Below are 18106 nucleotides of genomic sequence, written 5' to 3' on the forward strand. Positions count from 1 at the left end.
TAAGTTTCGAGTTTGAGACTGAAAACTGAGACCGATACTTATTACTTTAACGTATAATCATCACTTTCTTAACTTTAGTTTCTCCTCCATCTTCTGCAGAGATAAAAACCATGTAAACACCAGATGCTACTTTATACTTCCCAAAAGCAGTTGTGTCCCATTCGATTGTTCCGCCAGAAGAAGTCACTTCATAAACTAAATTTCCTTCTATATCTGTGATTTTCACATTAGCCTTATCAATTAATCCGGCCACTTTAACGGTTCCCGAATAAGTCGGACGTACAGGATTTGGATAAACATATACATTGCTTAAATCGTCATTTGCCCCTGTTGCAATTCCGCCAAACGAAACCAATCCTTTGTCGGTTGCAATAAAAACTTCTCCCGTTTTAGCATTTATCTTAACATCATTTATATAATTACTTGGCAAAGGCGAATTGTTTATTGTAAAATGATATTTTGTTTCTTGGCCATTTGGCGAAACCATAAATATTCCAGAATCTGCCGTTCCAATCCATTTATTATTTGCGCCATCGACTGCTATGGAAGTTACAAACTGTTCGTATAACAACTCTTGAGCCAAATCGTCTTCGGTTATAATAATTGAATTTGCTTTTAACTGACTATCTGTTTGAAAACTAGAAACATTAGAGAGAACTCTCAAACCTTTTGTTGTTCCTATCCAAAGCTGGTTTTTTGTATCTAAAGCTATTGCTCTAACATCGGCAATTGGCAGATTTCCAGCATCGGTTCCAAAAGTCATTTTTTTGAAGGTATTTGTAGCTTCATTAAATCCTACAACTCCACTTTTATAAGTCCCAATCCATTTTACATTGTTGCGATCTACCACTATACTTGAATAGTTATCTTCTCCCACATCGTCTGATATCGAAGTCATCGAATAACTTCCCCATTGACCATTTGTTTTTAAAACTTTCAATCCATTATTGATTCGGCTGTTGGTCACCCAAAGATTTCCAGATTTATCAAAAGCCGTTGCATTGATTCGGACATCTACATAATCTGGCGATGCTGTTTTAAGTGACTCTAAACCACTATTTTTTTCATTATATAAATGAGTTGGAATATCGTTTTCAATTTTCAATAATCCAGAGAAAAAAGAACCGGCATAAACCTGTTTTTCGTTATTAGGATTTATATAGATTCTCGTTATTGATTTGGCATCATAAACATCAGAATATGGAATGTTTAACCATCCCGAAGCATTAAATCGACTAATACCGTAGCTATCCAAAGGGTATGGATTATACACCGCATCATAATCTCCATAAACCGCCCACAAAACATTTGAACCGGCATCTATAGAAAAAATATCATTACGCACGGGACCGCTAGGCGTACTGTTTTCGAAAGCTGTTGCATTATTTAAAGCAGAAGCAAACAATCCTTTTTCTTTTGTTCCAATAAAAATCTGATTTCCAACTGCAGTTGCACAACTAAAATTCAAGGTATTATCTAAAACTTGAGAATTTGTAATTTGTCGACTCAGCGCCATTTGATTATTATAAACGTATACTGTATTGGCAGTTGTTACAAATAAATTATGGTTTTTCGCTCGTGTATCAACAGACGCTTGAGGCAGCTGCAAAAAGCCCACAAAAGTATTGGAGTTAAATCTATGAATATACCCCGTACTATTTATGGCAATAAGTTCTGAATCCAAAGCCTCAACACTTGACCAATCTCCCCCATTCACTAGTGACCATTGGCTGTAATCTATAAGATTAGCATTTGTAATGTCCGCTTTTCTAATACCGCTTGATGTTGCCGCAAAAATAAATCCGTTAAACATTGTGGTTTGCTTTACGCTTATTTCTGCTCCATTATCTCCAATAAAATAAGTGTCGCCAAATTGAGACGTTTTAAGATTAAATTGAACAATTCCAAAATCGCAAGAAACATATATCAATCCATTATTTTCCATAAAATGATTGATTTTTTTAGTATTTGCTGGCAATTGCTTATTGATTATATCTACAACTTTTAGAATACTTCCGTCTACTTCGTTAATCAAGATCATCAAACCATTTTCATAACCGATGATTGTTTTTTTAGAAGCTTCGCTGTAATAAACTGCCGAAATGGTCTGGCCGGAAAGTCCATCAACAGTCGTCGTCGTTTTAAGAACATTTGTTGTTGTATTTTTTGAAAACAGTGCGTTTTCGGAAGCCGCAAAAACAGTTGTTCCAGATTCTGAAATGTCTTTTACTTCATTAAATGAAAAATATCCCTGCCAAGACAATTTGCTCTGCGCTTCGCAAAACTGAATTAGAAGTAAAAACAAACCGCAGAAAAATACTTTTTTCATCATATAATGTATTCGAATAGACAAATATAATACAATCGGGTTTTTATTTAATTTTTAGCACAAATAAAATACCCCCGATATCTTATTAAGATAACGAGGGTAATTTTAAATATTGCAATTAAATCTTAAACTACACCTTGTGCAAGCATAGCGTCGGCAACTTTTACAAATCCAGCAATATTAGCTCCTTTTACGTAGTTAACATATCCGTCTTCTTCTGCACCGTATTTTTTACATTGGTTATGAATTCCGATCATGATTTCTTTCAATCTCAAGTCTACCTCTTCACTAGTCCAGTTTAAACGAATTGAGTTTTGAGTCATTTCTAATCCAGAAGCAGCAACACCTCCAGCATTTGCAGCTTTTCCAGGAGCGAATAACACCTTACTATCTAAGAAAAGTTTAATAGCATCTAAAGTAGAAGGCATATTGGCAGCTTCCGTAACACATAAAACGCCATTATCTATTAATTTCTTAGCATCGTCACCATTCAATTCATTTTGAGTAGCACATGGAATAGCAATATCTACTTTTACTTCCCAAGGGCTCTTTCCTTTGTGGAAAATAGCATTTGGATATTTCTCTAAATATCTTTCTGCTCTATTATCTCCAGTAGCTCTCATCTCAACCATATGTTCGATTTTTTCTCCAGAGATACCTTCTTCATCATAAATATAACCATCAGGTTCCAGAAATAGTAACTACTTTACCTCCTAGTTCATTTACTTTTAAAGCAACACCCCAAGCCACATTTCCGAATCCAGAAATAGCAACTCTTTTTCCTTTAATTTCGTGACCAATTGTACGAAGCATTTGATCTGTAAAATAAACTACTCCATATCCTGTAGCTTCTGGTCTGATTAATGAACCTCCATAAGCCAAACCTTTTCCAGTTAAAACTCCTGTAAATTCATTTCTAATTCTTTTGTATTGACCAAACAAGTAACCGATTTCACGTGCGCCAACACCAATATCTCCAGCTGGAACGTCAAGATCTGGACCAATATGACGGCATAATTCTGTCATGAATGACTGGCAGAAACGCATAATTTCAGCATCAGATTTTCCTTCTGGATCAAAATCAGAACCTCCTTTTCCACCTCCCATCGGAAGTGTTGTCAAACTGTTTTTAAATACTTGTTCAAATGCCAAGAATTTTAAAACTGATAAGTTTACCGAATGATGAAATCTAATTCCTCCTTTGTAAGGTCCAATTGCAGAGTTCATTTGAATTCTGAAACCTCTATTTACGATAATTTCTCCTTTATCATCTACCCACGGAACTCTGAATATTATTGATCTTTCTGGTTCAGCGATTCTTAAAAGGATATTCTTTCCGTCATATTTTTTACGCTCAGATATAAACGGAATTACAGTTTCTGCGAATTCTCTAACTGCTTGAAGAAATTCTGGCTCGTTTGGATTTTTTGACTCAACAAGAGCCATAAATTCATTTATTTTTTGTTCCATCTTTAAAATAAATTTTCAGATAATTTAGATTTAATTTTTACTCTTATAAAAAAATAAGAAACTACGTTTAAGAAAACGTTTTCGTTTTAACGGACAAAGATATATCAAATAATGATTCGATGTTACATTTTTCACTTTTTTGAAGCGATTTGTGTTTTTTTCAAACAATAGAAAAAAACGCATTTTACCTGTAGGTGTTTACACGCAAAACACCTTTTAAAAGTTAGTAAATTAAGTATTTTGCTAGTTATTTTTCAATACAGCAATTTAATATTTTGAATCGATTATGTTTTTTATATATTTGCCGAGATTTGTAAGCCCCTAAAAAATGCCTAAGCACCTATTTATCACATTATTTGCCTTATTGGGCATCTCAACTGCTGTATCAGCACAAGGATTAGCCCAAGAGATCGGAATCTACGCAGTGACCAGTAACTTTACAGTCCGATTTTGGAGAAAGAAACAACTTTGATAATAATGTCGGAAACACAGGTTTTGGCATTGGAATCATGCACTTTATAAACTTTTCTGCCAATAACAATAGAGAAAATTTTTTCACAGAACATTTTAAAGTAAGATCTGATCTGTCTTATAGCAGAACCACTTTAAAACACCACGGCCAATGGGTTGAATACAAACCTAACGGAGTATTTGCAACACAATTAAGAAACATGCATGCAAGTTCTAGCATAGTAAGCTTGGGAGCACAGATGGAATTTTCTCCTTTTATGAAAATCCACGATTTCGAAAACACAGTTGGTAGCTTCAGTCCGTATGGAGCTGTAGGGTTTCAAGTGAGCTACTATTCAGCAAAAGTTGGGTCACATTTAGGAGACATTACACTTCCTGCTAATACCCCAGGAAAATACTTAACTCCATCTGACGGACGTGCACATGGTTTTTCTACAGAAACTGGTGTAGCTTTAGCGGCAACAGCAGCAGTAGGTGTACATTATAAACTAACTGAAATGAGTGATTTAATGTTTGAAACTCGTTTTCATATGTACAGCTCAGACTGGATTGACGGATTAAACCCAAACAAAGATATTTACAAAGAAAACAAATCTAACGATTGGCAGGTTTGGTTTAACTTTGGATACATCTACTATTTAGAATTCTAAAAAAAATTAAATCTCAAAATATAAAAAATCCCAAATTCCAATTTTAAGATTGTGAATTTGGGATTTTTCATTAGACACTTTAGTATCTTCTATTCTAAGAAATTTTAAAATAAGAAATCCCAAACTCCGAAAGAAAAATTGGAATTTGGGATTTTCTTATTGGAATTTATATTAAGCTAAAGCTTGCTCTAAATCGGCAATTAAATCTTCTGCATCTTCAATACCAACACTCAATCGAACTAAATCATCTGTAATACCAACTTCTGCTCTTTTATCTGCAGGAATAGAAGCGTGCGTCATTAAAGCTGGGTGGTTAGCCAATGATTCAACTCCACCAAGAGATTCTGCCAAAGTAAACACTTTCAATTTTTCTAAAAATGTGATAGAATCTTCTTTCTTTCCTGATTTAAAATCAAAAGAAACCATTCCTCCAAAAGCTTTCATTTGCTTCTTAGCAATTTCGTGAAACGGATGATTTTTTAAACCTGGATAATAAACCGTTTTAATTTTAGGATGGTTGTTCAAATATTCAACTACTTTTTCTCCATTTTCACAATGCCTCTGAACTCTTAAAGCTAACGTTTTGATTCCTCTTAAAACCAAGAAACTATCCATTGGCCAAGAGTCGCTCCTGTTGCAAATTGCTGAAAATGCAATTGTTCTCCAAGGGCTGCGTCTTTTACAATTAATGCTCCAGCAATAACATCAGAATGACCTCCTAAATATTTCGTAGCAGAGTGCATTACAATGTCTGCTCCTAAATCTAAAGGCTTTTGTAGATAAGGCGTTGCAAAAGTATTATCAACCGCAAGAAGAATATTTTTCTCTTTAGTAATTTTTGCAATTTCTTGAATATCTGCCAATTTCATCAACGGATTTGTTGGTGTTTCTACCCAAATTAACTTCGTATTTTCGTTAATTAAACTTTTCAGTTTTTCGATATTCGTCATATCAACAAAATGAAATTTAATTCCCGAATCTTTATAAACACGAGAAAACATTCTGTAAGTTCCGCCATACAAATCATCCATTGCAATGATTTCGTCTCCAGCTTTAAAAGATCTTAAAACACAATCTGTAGCTGCAAGACCAGACGAAAATGCTAATCCGCGAGTTCCGTTTTCAATACTAGCCAGCGCCTCTTCTAAAGCCGTACGTGTTGGGTTTGAAGCTCTACTATATTCGTAATCTGCCAAAGGTTTCCCTGGACTTGTTTGTACAAATGTTGAAGTTTGGTACACTGGCGGCATAACAGCGCCTGTACTTGGATCATGATGCTGTCCTCCGTGAATAACTTTTGTATTGAATTTCATATAGTTATAAATTTTAAATCCTTAATTCTTTTACAAATTTACCGCTTAATTTATTTTATCGCGACACAACTTCTTACCTTTGTAGATAATTAACACTTTTTGATATGAAAAATTCATTATTTATACTCTTTTTGTGTTTGATTTTTACAAGTTGCAAAAAAGAGCTTTCATTTGAGAATGAAACATTTGAAGAGAAATCTACTGTCCCATGCAAAAATGATTGCCCAAAAATCACCATAGAAGTTCCAATTGCTAAAAATGTTAAAGTAACCTCAGACAGCATTAATAAAAAAGTATTTGCCGTCATTAAAGAGATTGTGTTTTTTGAAGACGATTCGGTAAAAGTTGATGGCTACAAAGCATTGGCAAAATCTTTTATTGCCTCCTATCAAGAAATGCATCAAAAATTTCCAAACGATACCTTTGGCTGGGAAGCAAAAATCATTGGAAATGTCGAATTTGAATCGGACCAGATTTTAAATCTTAAAATTGACCATTATACTTTTACTGGCGGCGCTCACGGTTATCAAGGTTATCGCTCTTTATTATTCGATAAAAAAACAGGAAAAACCATTTTCAATAATCAGTTATTTAAAAACGAAAACGAGTTTAAAACTTTCGCTGAAAAAACATTCAGATCAAAATATAAAATTCCAGAAAAAGCCAATATCAACGCTACAGGTTTAATGTTTGAAAATGATAAATTTCAACTACCTCAAAATATTTTTTACACTTCCGAAGGCTTGCTTTTATATTACAACTCATACGAAGCGGCATCCTACGCAGATGGTCCAAAAGAACTTATATTTCCGTATGAAGAAATAAAGAAATATTTGAATTTTCAATAATAAAAAAGAAAGAATATTCTTTCTTTAAAGATATGTTGACTACATTTGCGCCTGCACATTTTCTAAATAAGAATTAGCACATGGATTCAAAACAACTCTTTAGATTATATAAAAGTAAATTTTACTTATCAAATTGGCTTAACGAAGAAGGACAATTAGCTAAAAATGAAGAAAATTTAAAATGGTTTTATTGTGGAGTTAACAAAGATTTTAATTCTGAAATAGTTAATCAGTCACTAAATAGCTTTTTTTTAGAAGACGAACTCTATCTGTGTATTTCGTCAAATAAAAGTTCGTTAGTTAAAAAGTCAAATATTATCGAAGAAATTAGTAAAATTCTTCATCGAAAGGAAGTCGGAATAATAAATAAATCATTCACTAAAATTATGGATTTTAGTTCGATTGGGGTATTTAAAATGGGCGTAATTCGGGAATTTCCAAAAGAACGTATAAAACCATCTGAAGAACCTCTGAGAGTATCATTTAATGCAAACATCACAGATGCTGATTACAAAAGTAAAATTGTCGATGTAATCAACAAGCATATCAGCGGTATTGAAAATGAATTACATAAGGATTATGGCGGTTGTATGGAACATCTCTGGATAGATTTTCAACTAATTGAAAGTCACAAAACCTACCCATTTCGATTTCAAAAAAGAGTGGAAATTCCTTCTTCATTCACAGAATTTTACTCCTATAATGTTGGTCATTACACTGTTAAACCCGATTTTGTAAAGTTGCAAATGTTATCATCAGAAGAAGAAATTTGTTCCTATGTGTTTGAACTATTATATAAATCAACTCAAATACTACAGGAAAAACAGAAGAAACTAGAAGACTTTAATGTAAACGCATTTCGATTGGATTTACTGTCTGCTTGTAAAAAACTAGGATGCATAATTTGACAACGACTTATTTTGAAGTACATCTTATACATACGCCCCAAAAGAACCTCTATTTCCGCATGAAGAAGTAAAGAAATATTTGAATTTTCAATAAGAATTTCAGCGTGAGCTAGACGCATTGCAGTGTATCTTTATAGAAAAAACCTTAGATTCTTAGCATCTCAGCAACTTAGAGCCTTTTCTACTGAACATCATATTTCATCTTACGTAAAACCCTCAAAGCTTCTTTAAATGAAGAGTACACATTTTTATACGGTTTTAAAAGCAATTTTGCATCTATTAATTTTTGTCTGGCATCCTCAAAACCATTCAAATGACAAATCATAAAAGTAGAAGGAAGATTTTCCAGATCTTTCATTTCACGATCCGATAATGCAATTTCTTTTTGAAGTTTTCCGAGCAAAGCCATATTTGAATTATAAATATGATACAACATTTTTCGGTTGAACTCTGGTGGCTGAAAAAGCATTTGGCGATCTATTTTATAATAACCATTATCAAAGAAATGAATCGTTTGTTCTTCTAACGGATAATAACTCGTTTTGTCATTTAATCCCAGCGGAACATATTCTGTAATGGTAAAAGTATCATCATTATATTGTATTGTAACAACATCTTGTGCCGAATAAAAAAGCTTAATTTGTTCGTTTATCAATTCGATATCTACGCGAGACAAATACGTTTTATCACGTAATTTTTTCGGAACTCCAGCCCAACAAATCACGAATAATTCTTTAAAAACACGGTATTTTGGCGACATATCTTTATGTCTGAAATTCATAAAATCGATAACGCCGTCTAAAGTATATTGAATACTGTTTCGAGAGCTATTTTCTATTCCAATTACCGTTTCTGTGTTTTGATTGCTCTTTTCGATTACCTCATGTTCTCCTAGTGGAATTGAATTACTGCCACGTCTCACAAAAACGCTATTGGCTAGAATAGTATGGATTCCTTTTTTAAAATAAGAGATTTTACTTTTAGGTTTTATGGTAACCAGACCGATTACTTTGTCTTTTGGAAGATTGGGAAAAGGGACGTTTTCGTATTGAATTTTTGGAGGATTTTCTAAAAATGCATTTACCAGATTCTGAATTCGGCTATCATCGAAGAAATCATCGCCTACAATCTCATTATCTTGATCTTCTACCCCAACAACGATATAAGAATTATTGTTTGGGTTGGAATTGGATAACGCGCAAATGTGCTTTAGAAACTTGCCCTTCCCTTCGCGCGAATGAAGATTCAACTGCCTTTTCTTATCATAAAAACTGCTTTCGTCATTATGAGCGAGGAGATTTTTAATTAAAAGGCGCTTATTAATCATTCTTTTTAGATTATTAGACTGACTTAGATTTTTAGACTTCTCAGATTGATTTTCAGTTTCCTAAGTTAAACTAAAGATCCGACTTTCTAAGAAGTCTAATAATCTAGTTTTAAATATTCTTTTTAACAATCGTCGAAGAGGCCTGTGCTGTACTCATAACAACCAAATCGGCAATATTTACATGATAAGGTCGTGAAACTACAAAGTGAATAATATCGGCAATATCTTCTGCCTGTAACGGATCAAATCCTTTATAAACATTTGCGGCTCTTTCCACATCTCCTTTAAATCGAACTTCGCTAAATTCTGTTGCAACCATACCTGGGTGAATGCCTCCAACTCGAATTCCAAACGGATTTAAATCGATTCTCATTCCAGCCGTAATTGCATCAACTGCATGTTTAGAACCACAATATACATTTCCGTTTGGATAAACCTCTTTTGCCGCTGTTGAACCGATATTAATGATGTGCCCAGATTGTCTTTCAACCATCTGCGGAATTATCGCTTTTGAGACATACAAAAGTCCTTTTACATTAATGTCAATCATCGCATCCCAATCGTCTAAATTTCCATTTTGAATCGGATCTAAACCATGGGCATTTCCTGCATTATTAATTAAAACGTCAATCGCAGAAAAATCGTTTGGCAAAGCACCTATTTTTTCTAAAACTTCTTCTTTATTACGAACATCAAATTCTAAAGAATGTACTTCTGTAAAAGCCGAAAGTTCTTTCTCGAGTTCTTCTAAACGGTCTTTACGCCTTCCGCAAAGGATAACTTTATAATTGTTTTTTGCCAGAATCTGAGCGGTTGCTTTTCCAATTCCGCTTGTAGCACCAGTAATTAAAACTGTTTTTTTCATTTTGTTGATTTCATTTTGCCACAGATTAAAAGGATTTAAATGATTTTTCAATCTGTGAAAATTCTTTTAATCTGTGGCTACTATTTTTTACGCGTTTAACTGAATACTGTCACTGCGACTGAATACTTAAAAATTAAGGCACATCGTCGCCCATACTTTCAGTCCAGATCGCAAACCAATCTTCTTTATCCATTTCTAATTCAACTGCTTTTGACAGAGATTGAATTCTGGCAACGTTAACAGTTCCTGCAATAGGAATAACTCTTGCTGGATGTTTTAAAATCCATGCTAATAAAAGTGTATCTGCACCTAAATGATATTTCTCTAATAAAGTAGAAAACAGTTTTTTCAAACGGCGAGTTTGTTTTGTATCTTCTCTAAAAACCGTTCCTAGCGGATTCCATGATAAAGGTCGAATTCCGTTAGTCTGCATATAATCTAAACTTCCGTCAGTCATTGCTTCATAATGCGTAGCAGAAAACTGAACTTGATTATAGCTTACTTCTGTTTTCTGACGAATCAATTCAGTTTGTGAACTTGTAAAGTTTGAAAGTCCAAAATCAATAATTTTTCCTTCTCCTTTTAATTTCTCAACCGCTTCTGCAATTTCATCAGCTTGCATTAACGGACTTGGTCTGTGAAGTAAAAAAACATCTACATAATCTGTTTTTAAATTCTTCAAAGATGTTTCTACAGACTTAATAATATAGTCTTTGGAATAATCGTAATGTTTGATTTTGTTTTCGGGGCGTTTATCAGCAATCATCTGAATTCCGCACTTGGTAATTAATTGTAATTTTTCACGGGCAATCTTACTTGCGTGAAAGGCTTTTCCAAAATCGGCTTCGGTCGTATACGAACCGTAAATATCCGCGTGATCAAAAGTCGTAATTTTGTTTTCGATACTCACCTGTATCATGTTTTCCATTTCTTTAGTTGTAAGGTTTTTATCCCAAACTCCCCAATTCATAGTGCCCGAAATTATAGGCGATAAGACTGTTTTGCTCATAATAATTATGCGTTATTTTTGGTAATAATTATGCTTTACTAAAACATAATCATCAAAGTTCTTAAAAATATAAAAATAGATTCACAATTAGTCCTTAAAATTAGGTCTTTGGTCGAAGTTTTAACCATTCTTTAACATCTTACTTCTTAAAAAATATTCAATTTGCACTCTCAAAAATTAGGCGTTAAAATCAAGGTTTTAAAAATATTTATATGGAAGAAAATACAACGACTTTAGACATTAGAGCGATAAATGAAAAAATTGAGAGAGAAAGTGCTTTTATAGACCTTCTTACAATGGAAATGAACAAAGTTATTGTGGGTCAGAAACATATGGTCGAGCGTCTATTGATCGGATTACTTGGACAAGGGCATATTTTATTGGAAGGAGTTCCTGGTCTGGCAAAAACTTTAGCCATCAACACGCTTTCTCAAGCAGTTCAAGGATCTTTCAGCCGTATCCAGTTTACGCCAGATTTATTACCTGCCGATGTTATCGGAACCATGATTTACAATATTAAAGCAAATGAGTTCTCAATTAAAAAAGGACCAATTTTCGCCAATTTCGTACTTGCCGATGAGATTAACCGTGCTCCAGCAAAGGTTCAATCTGCTTTATTAGAGGCGATGCAGGAGAAACAAGTTACTATTGGTGACACTACATTTAAATTAGACCGTCCGTTTTTAGTATTAGCAACACAAAACCCAGTTGAGCAAGAAGGAACGTATGCACTTCCTGAAGCACAAGTTGACCGTTTTATGTTGAAAACTGTTATTGATTATCCAAAAATTGATGAAGAGCGTTTTGTAATTCGTCAAAACTTAAAAGGAACTTACGAAAAAGTAAATCCGGTAGTTTCTGTAGATCAGATTTTACGTGCTCAGGAAGCTGTTCGTGAAGTTTATATGGATGAAAAAATCGAGAAATATATTCTTGATATTATTTTCGCTACACGTTACCCAGAAAAATACAAATTAGCCGATTTAAAACCGCTTATCAGTTTTGGAGCTTCTCCTCGTGGAAGTATCAACTTGGCTAATGCTGCTAAATGTTATGCTTTCATCAAACGTCGTGGTTATGTAATTCCAGAAGACGTTCGTGCAGTTGTTCACGATGTATTACGTCACAGAGTTGGAATCACTTACGAAGCAGAAGCAGAAAACATCACTTCTGTAGACATTATCAACAAAATCGTTAACGAGATTGAAGTACCTTAAAAATTTGTTTCAGGTTTCAGGTTTCAAGTTGTTGCAAAACGAACTTGAAACTTTTAAACTTTAAACTTTAAACAAATAGAATGGATACAAAAGAGCTTTTAAAAAAAGTACGGAAAATAGAAATCAAAACGAAAAGACTGAGTAATCATATCTTTTCGGGAGAATACCACTCTTCATTCAAAGGACGAGGAATGACGTTTAGCGAGGTGCGTCAATACCAATACGGAGATGATATTCGTAACATCGATTGGAATGTAACCGCACGCTACAATGAAGCTCACGTTAAAGTATTTGAAGAAGAACGCGAATTAACCATGGTTTTAATGGTCGATATTTCGGGTTCGGAATCTTTTGGTTCTAAAAATCAATTCAAGAAAGACATCGTCACCGAAATTGCGGCAACGATGGCTTTTTCGGCTACACAGAATAATGACAAAATTGGTTTAATATTATTCTCTGATACTGTAGAATTGTATATTCCGCCTAAAAAAGGACGTTCTCACGTACTTCGCATCATTCGTGAATTGATTGAATTTGAACCAAAAAGTCATAAAACAGACATTGCTCAAGCCTTGAAATTCTTATCTGGAACCCAGAAAAAGAAAGCTATTATTTTTATGATTTCTGATTTTATGTCTGATTCTTATGAGCATACATTAAAGATTGCTTCAAAAAAACATGACATTACAGGTGTTCGTGTATACGATATTCGCGAAGAAAGAATACCAAATTTAGGAATGGTAAGCATGCTGGATGCCGAAACCGGAAAAATACAATTGGTTGATACAAGTTCTAAAGCTGTTCGAATGAATTATGAAAAACATTATCAAGAAAAGCTGAACTACTTTAAAGACACATTCCGTAAATCTGGAGCAGGAATTGTAAATACCAGAGTAGACGAAAATTACGTTACTAAACTATTAGGCTATTTTAAATCACGATAAAATTTGGCAGTTTTGATTAACCATCAAAAATCGTTAATCTAAAATCTTCAATCGTTAATCAAATGAAATTTAAACTTTATATATTTTTATTGCTTTTTTCTACCATGATTTTTGCTCAGCAAAAACAAGTAGAAACAAGTATTGATACCACCAAAAATAAAATTGGTGCCGAGTTCAAACTGACCCTGAAAACAGTTGTGACTTCAACATCAAAAGTTGAATTTCCCAAACTTAAAAATATCGGTTCGGTTAGAAGTTATCCAGTCTTATCCAATTGATACGGTTAAGAAAGATGCCACCAATTACGAACTTATAAAAAAATATGGTTTAACGCAGTTTGATTCTGGCCGTTACACGATTCCGAGCATCAAAATTTTAATTGATAAAAAACCTTTTTACTCTGATTCTATTAAAGTTGAAGTTGCCGCTGTAAAGGTTGATACCTTACAGCAGAAAATGTACGACATTAAAGATATTTCTTCTGTTGATGAAGGAATGGGAAATTGGTGGATTTACACTTTAATAGTTCTAGCCATTTTAGGAATTGGTGCTTTTGTTTACTGGTATGTAAAAAAACGCCAGTTGAAAAAAATCGAAGAGGAAGTTTATAAAACTCCTATCGAAAAAGCGACTAGTTTATTAAATAATCTAGAACAAAAAGAACTGGTTCAAAAAGGAGAAATTAAAGAATACTATAGCGAACTGACCGATATTGCTAGAAATTATATTGAAGAAGCCATTCATATTCCTGCAATGGAGAGCACAACTTCTGAGTTAATTGCTGCGATTAGAGAAGCTTCGACCAAAAAGAAAATGACCCTTACACCAGAAACGGTTGAAAATTTAGAACGCGTTTTACGTCAGGCCGATTTGGTAAAATTTGCGAAATCTAAACCGCTTGATTTTGAAATTACCGATGATAGAAATAAAATTCAGAAAGTAATTTTAACCCTTGATAATGCAATTCCAACTGAAGTTCCAGAAGAAATTGAAGATCAGTTATTAAACGAAGCGCAAAGACAAAAACAAATTCAGGCACAGCTTAAAAAACAGCGTAATGCAAGAATTGGTTATTCCGTTGCCGCTATCATACTTTTATTGTTTGCTACCACAACTTTCTTTGTGGTTACCAAAGGGTTCAATTATGTAAAAGACAATGTAATTGGTCACCCTTCTAAAGAATTATTAGAAGGCGAGTGGGTAAAAAGTGCTTACGGAAGTCCTGCTGTTATTATTGAAACGCCAAAGGTTTTAAAAAGAATGGACGCGCAAAAAGCACTTCCAAAAGAAGCAATGGCACTTATCAAAGAAATGCAGCTTTTTGCATACGGAAGTATGATTGATAATTTTTACGTAACGGTTTCAACATCTAAATTCAAACAGCCAACAGATATTGATTTAAGTAAAACTCTCGAAGGCACTTTAAAAATTATTGAGGCTCAAGGCGGACAAAATATTATAGTAAAACAAGAAGATTTTCAAACTAATGAAGGTATTCAGGGAGTAAAAGGTTACGGAACAATGACTGTTTTGAATCCAGCAACTAAAACGAGTACAAAAGCATATTATGAATTGTTACTTTTCAAACAAGATCAAGGTTTACAGCAAATCCTGATTTTACATGAAGAAGGCGATACTTATGCAAATGAAATCACGACCCGAATATTAAATTCTGTTGAACTTCAAAGAGCAAACAACTAATGAGCAAGATCACTTTTTTAAATCCAGAGTTCCTTTGGTTGTTTCTATTAATTCCGATTGCAGTAATCTGGTTTTTCTGGAAACGCAACCAGCAGTCGGCTACCTTAAAAATGAGTTCGACAGCAGGATTTCAAAATAATCAATCGTTTTGGATCAAGTTCAAACCTGCTTTATACGTCTTCAGAATTCTCGCTTTAAGCTCATTAATTATAGCATTGGCACGCCCAAGAACTGTAGATATTAGCAACCAGACTAAAACAACAAAAGGAATTGATATTGTAATGGCAATTGACGTTTCTGGATCTATGCTGGCAAAAGATTTAAAGCCAAATCGTATGGAAGCTTTAAAAAGAGTTGCTGCCGATTTCGTTGAAGAAAGACCAAATGACAGAATCGGATTGGTTTTGTACGCTTCTGAAGCATACACCAAAACGCCTGTTACAAGCGATAAAGCTATTATTCTTGAAGCTATAAAAGGAATTAAATACGATACGGTTTTACAAGACGGAACTGGAATTGGAATGGGATTGGCAACTGCTGTAAATCGTTTGAAAGATAGCAAAGCAAAAAGCCGTGTAATTATTTTACTTACTGACGGTGTTAACAATGCTGGTTTTATCGAACCAGAAACTGCCGCTGATATTGCAAAACAATACGGAATAAAAGTTTATACAATTGGTCTTGGAACAAACGGAATGGCAGAATCTCCATACGCATACGCACCAAACGGAGGTTTCTTATTCAAAATGCAAAAAGTTGAAATCGATGAAAGGCTGATGAAAAGTATTGCCCAAAAAACAGACGGAACATACTTTAGAGCAACAAGCAATGATAAATTAGCAGAAATATACAAATCGATCAATAAACTGGAAACGACAGAAATTCAGGAACTGAAATTCTACGATTACGACGAAAAATATAGGTTTTTTGTCTTATTTGCAGGTTTAATGTTATTGCTTGAAGTTGGATTAAGAAATACGGTTTATAGAAGCTTCATTTAATTTTGAAAAAATTAAAAAATTCCAATTCTAAAAATTCCAAACAACAAATTGGAATTTGGAATTTTTAGAATTGGAGCTTAAAACAAGTTTGGAATTTGGAATTTATCTCAGCATTATTTGAGATTGGAATTTTAAAAATATTTATGGAATTAGACGAAAAAAAATATTTATATCTCTTATTACTTATCCCAATTGTGGTATGTATTTTTCTTTTCAATATGTATTGGAAAAGAAGAACGCAACGTGAATTTGGTGATCTGGAAATGGTAAAAAGATTGAGCCCTGAGAAATCGGTTTTTAAACCTGTTTTAAAAATTGTTGTAATTCTTTTGGCACTTACTTGTTTGATTATTGGCTTGGTAAATCCGAAAATCGGAACCAAAATGGAAACCGTAAAACGAGAAGGTATTGATATTGTTTTTGCTGTCGACGTTTCTAAAAGTATGTTGGCAGAAGACGTTGTTCCTAGCCGTTTGGATAAAAGTAAGCAGTTGGTTTCTCAAATCATTAACAATTTAGGAAGCGATAGAATCGGAATTGTAGCGTATGCAGGAAGTGCTTTCCCAGTTTTACCCATTACATCAGATTACAGCGTTGCAAAAATGTTCTTGCAGAGTATGAATCCAGGAATGGTTTCTTCTCAAGGAACCTCTTTGGATGAAGCGATTAAATTATCCTCTACTTATTTTGATGAAAAGAGTAAGACCAGTAAATTATTAATTCTGATTTCTGACGGTGAAGATCATTCTGAAGGTGCAACTGCCGCGGCAGAAGAAGCCAATAAATTAGGAATGAAAATCATCACAATTGGTGTTGGAACAGAAAGAGGAGGAACAATTCCGTTAAAAGAAAATGGCGTTGTAAGAGGCTATCAAAAAGACCAAAATGGAGAAATAGTTATTACCAAATTAAATCAAGAAGGTTTAAAAACAATTGCAAAAGCAACAAAAGGTGGTTATGTTTACGGCGGAAGCACGAAAGAAGTTTTAGAATATGTCAAAAATGCTTTAAACAATATTCAGAAAACAGAATTTGAAGCTACACAAATGGCAGAATTTCAATCGCAGTTCCAATGGTTTATCGGATTTGCATTTTTACTGCTTTTCCTAGACATTTTCTTATTAGAAAGAAAAACAAGCTGGATCAAAGAGTTGGATTTATTTAATGAAAAGAAATAAATGTTCAGAGTGAAATTCAGAACAGAAAACAAAATTAGAATGAAAAATTTAATCCTTTATATTTTACTAACGGTTTCTTTTGCAGCTGCTGCACAAGAAAAGGACAAATCATTGCCTGCTGGTAATGAAGAATATAAACAGAATAAATTTACTGATGCTGAGGTAAACTATAGAATTTCGGAATCAAAATTTCCTAAAAAATCAGCAGCTCCATATAATTTAGGAAATACCATTTATAGACAAAATCAGATTTCGGAAGCTAAATTTGCTTACGCGAAAGCGATAAAAAATGCCAAAACGAGACCTGAAAAACACAAGGCTTATCATAATCTTGGAAATACTTTCATGAAAGAGAAAGATTATTCTCAAGCCGTTGAAGCTTACAAACAAGCACTTCGTAACGACCCGACTGATGATGAAACACGTTACAATTATGCTTACGCAAAACAAAAATTAAAAGAGAATCCTCCTAAAAACGATCAGAAAGATAAAAACAAGGACAAAGACAAGGATAAGGATAAGGATAAAAACAAAGATAAAGACAAGGACAAAAATAAAGATAAAGACAAGGATAAAAAAGACGACAAAGGCGACCAAGATAAAGACAAAAAAGACGGTAAAAACGATCCTAAGAAAGATGACAAATCTGATAATCAAGGAGAGCCAAAACCACAGCCTGGAGGAATATCAAAAGAACGTGTTCAGAATTTGCTTGACGCTGTAAATAATGAGGAAAAGAAAATTCAGGACAAAGTAAATGCTCAAAAAGTAAAAACTAATCCTAAGAAAACAGAAAAAGACTGGTAAAATTTGGTTAATCGTTTAACCGTTAATTTGTTTATTTGATCCAAACAATACGATTAAACAAAATAACG

General features: G+C 33.7%; 11 protein-coding genes and 4 pseudogenes. 9 read left to right on the top strand and 6 right to left on the bottom strand.

Features of this window, described 5'->3' with window-relative positions:
* Positions 1 to 46 precede the first annotated feature (46 nt).
* Together ACPWTF_RS11100 and gdhA are read right to left on the bottom strand one after the other, a co-directional pair.
* The gene (locus tag ACPWTF_RS11100; RefSeq protein ID WP_427875753.1) at positions 47 to 2329 is read right to left on the bottom strand and encodes a ligand-binding sensor domain-containing protein; all 2283 of its coding nucleotides are present in this window, start codon (positions 2327 to 2329) and stop codon (positions 47 to 49) included.
* A 125-nt stretch (positions 2330 to 2454) separates the two neighbouring features.
* Positions 2455 to 3799 (bottom strand): annotated as a pseudogene (gene gdhA / locus ACPWTF_RS11105) (NADP-specific glutamate dehydrogenase).
* A gap of 328 nt (positions 3800 to 4127) precedes the next feature.
* Here gdhA and ACPWTF_RS11110 point away from each other — a divergent pair.
* Positions 4128 to 4920, top strand: a pseudogene (locus ACPWTF_RS11110) (THC0290_0291 family protein).
* A gap of 171 nt (positions 4921 to 5091) precedes the next feature.
* Here the strand turns inward: ACPWTF_RS11110 and ACPWTF_RS11115 are convergent.
* Positions 5092 to 6233 (bottom strand): annotated as a pseudogene (locus ACPWTF_RS11115) (cystathionine gamma-synthase).
* A 104-nt stretch (positions 6234 to 6337) separates the two neighbouring features.
* Between ACPWTF_RS11115 and ACPWTF_RS11120 the strand changes: the two are divergent.
* Both ACPWTF_RS11120 and ACPWTF_RS11125 read left to right on the top strand, forming a co-directional pair.
* Complete coding sequence (locus ACPWTF_RS11120) at positions 6338 to 7081, top strand: PdaC/SigV domain-containing protein (RefSeq protein WP_427875474.1); 744 nt, start codon at positions 6338 to 6340, stop codon at positions 7079 to 7081.
* A gap of 80 nt (positions 7082 to 7161) precedes the next feature.
* Positions 7162 to 7989 carry a hypothetical protein gene (locus ACPWTF_RS11125; protein ID WP_427875475.1) on the top strand — a complete coding sequence of 276 codons (828 nt, stop codon included), beginning with the start codon at positions 7162 to 7164 and terminating at the stop codon, positions 7987 to 7989.
* A gap of 181 nt (positions 7990 to 8170) precedes the next feature.
* Here the strand turns inward: ACPWTF_RS11125 and ACPWTF_RS11130 are convergent, their stop codons facing one another.
* The 3 genes from ACPWTF_RS11130 to ACPWTF_RS11140 all read right to left on the bottom strand — a co-directional run bounded on the left by ACPWTF_RS11130 (position 8171) and on the right by ACPWTF_RS11140 (position 11190).
* A complete protein-coding gene (locus ACPWTF_RS11130; protein ID WP_427875476.1) occupies positions 8171 to 9316 on the bottom strand; it encodes an ATP-binding protein in 1146 nt (381 codons plus the stop codon).
* A 109-nt stretch (positions 9317 to 9425) separates the two neighbouring features.
* Positions 9426 to 10181 (bottom strand): SDR family NAD(P)-dependent oxidoreductase, encoded by a 756-nt coding sequence (locus ACPWTF_RS11135; protein WP_095928407.1) that lies wholly within the window; start codon positions 10179 to 10181, stop codon positions 9426 to 9428.
* A 133-nt stretch (positions 10182 to 10314) separates the two neighbouring features.
* Complete coding sequence (locus tag ACPWTF_RS11140) at positions 10315 to 11190, bottom strand: aldo/keto reductase (RefSeq protein WP_427875477.1); 876 nt, start codon at positions 11188 to 11190, stop codon at positions 10315 to 10317.
* A 212-nt stretch (positions 11191 to 11402) separates the two neighbouring features.
* Between ACPWTF_RS11140 and ACPWTF_RS11145 the strand changes: the two genes are divergently transcribed.
* The 6 genes and pseudogenes from ACPWTF_RS11145 to ACPWTF_RS11170 all read left to right on the top strand — a co-directional run bounded on the left by ACPWTF_RS11145 (position 11403) and on the right by ACPWTF_RS11170 (position 18038).
* A complete protein-coding gene (locus ACPWTF_RS11145; RefSeq protein WP_095928410.1) occupies positions 11403 to 12407 on the top strand; it encodes an AAA family ATPase in 1005 nt (334 codons plus the stop codon).
* Between the two features lie 80 nt (positions 12408 to 12487).
* Positions 12488 to 13351: a DUF58 domain-containing protein gene (locus ACPWTF_RS11150; protein ID WP_320494292.1), complete on the top strand. Its 864-nt coding sequence runs from the start codon at positions 12488 to 12490 to the stop codon at positions 13349 to 13351.
* A 62-nt stretch (positions 13352 to 13413) separates the two neighbouring features.
* A pseudogene (locus tag ACPWTF_RS11155) lies at positions 13414 to 15052 on the top strand (hypothetical protein).
* On the top strand, positions 15052 to 16053 hold the full coding sequence (locus ACPWTF_RS11160) for a vWA domain-containing protein (protein ID WP_427875478.1): 1002 nt from the start codon (positions 15052 to 15054) through the stop codon (positions 16051 to 16053). Before ACPWTF_RS11155 ends, ACPWTF_RS11160 begins: the two are co-directional and overlap by 1 nt.
* A 143-nt stretch (positions 16054 to 16196) precedes the next feature.
* Positions 16197 to 17231: a vWA domain-containing protein gene (locus ACPWTF_RS11165; RefSeq protein ID WP_427875479.1), complete on the top strand. Its 1035-nt coding sequence runs from the start codon at positions 16197 to 16199 to the stop codon at positions 17229 to 17231.
* Between the two features lie 39 nt (positions 17232 to 17270).
* Positions 17271 to 18038: a tetratricopeptide repeat protein gene (locus ACPWTF_RS11170; protein WP_427875480.1), complete on the top strand. Its 768-nt coding sequence runs from the start codon at positions 17271 to 17273 to the stop codon at positions 18036 to 18038.
* Positions 18039 to 18106 lie beyond the last annotated feature (68 nt).

Origin of the sequence: Flavobacterium sp. MMS24-S5 (genome assembly GCF_050320125.1) — a bacterium.
GTDB classification, from domain to species: Bacteria; Bacteroidota; Bacteroidia; order Flavobacteriales; family Flavobacteriaceae; genus Flavobacterium; species Flavobacterium tyrosinilyticum.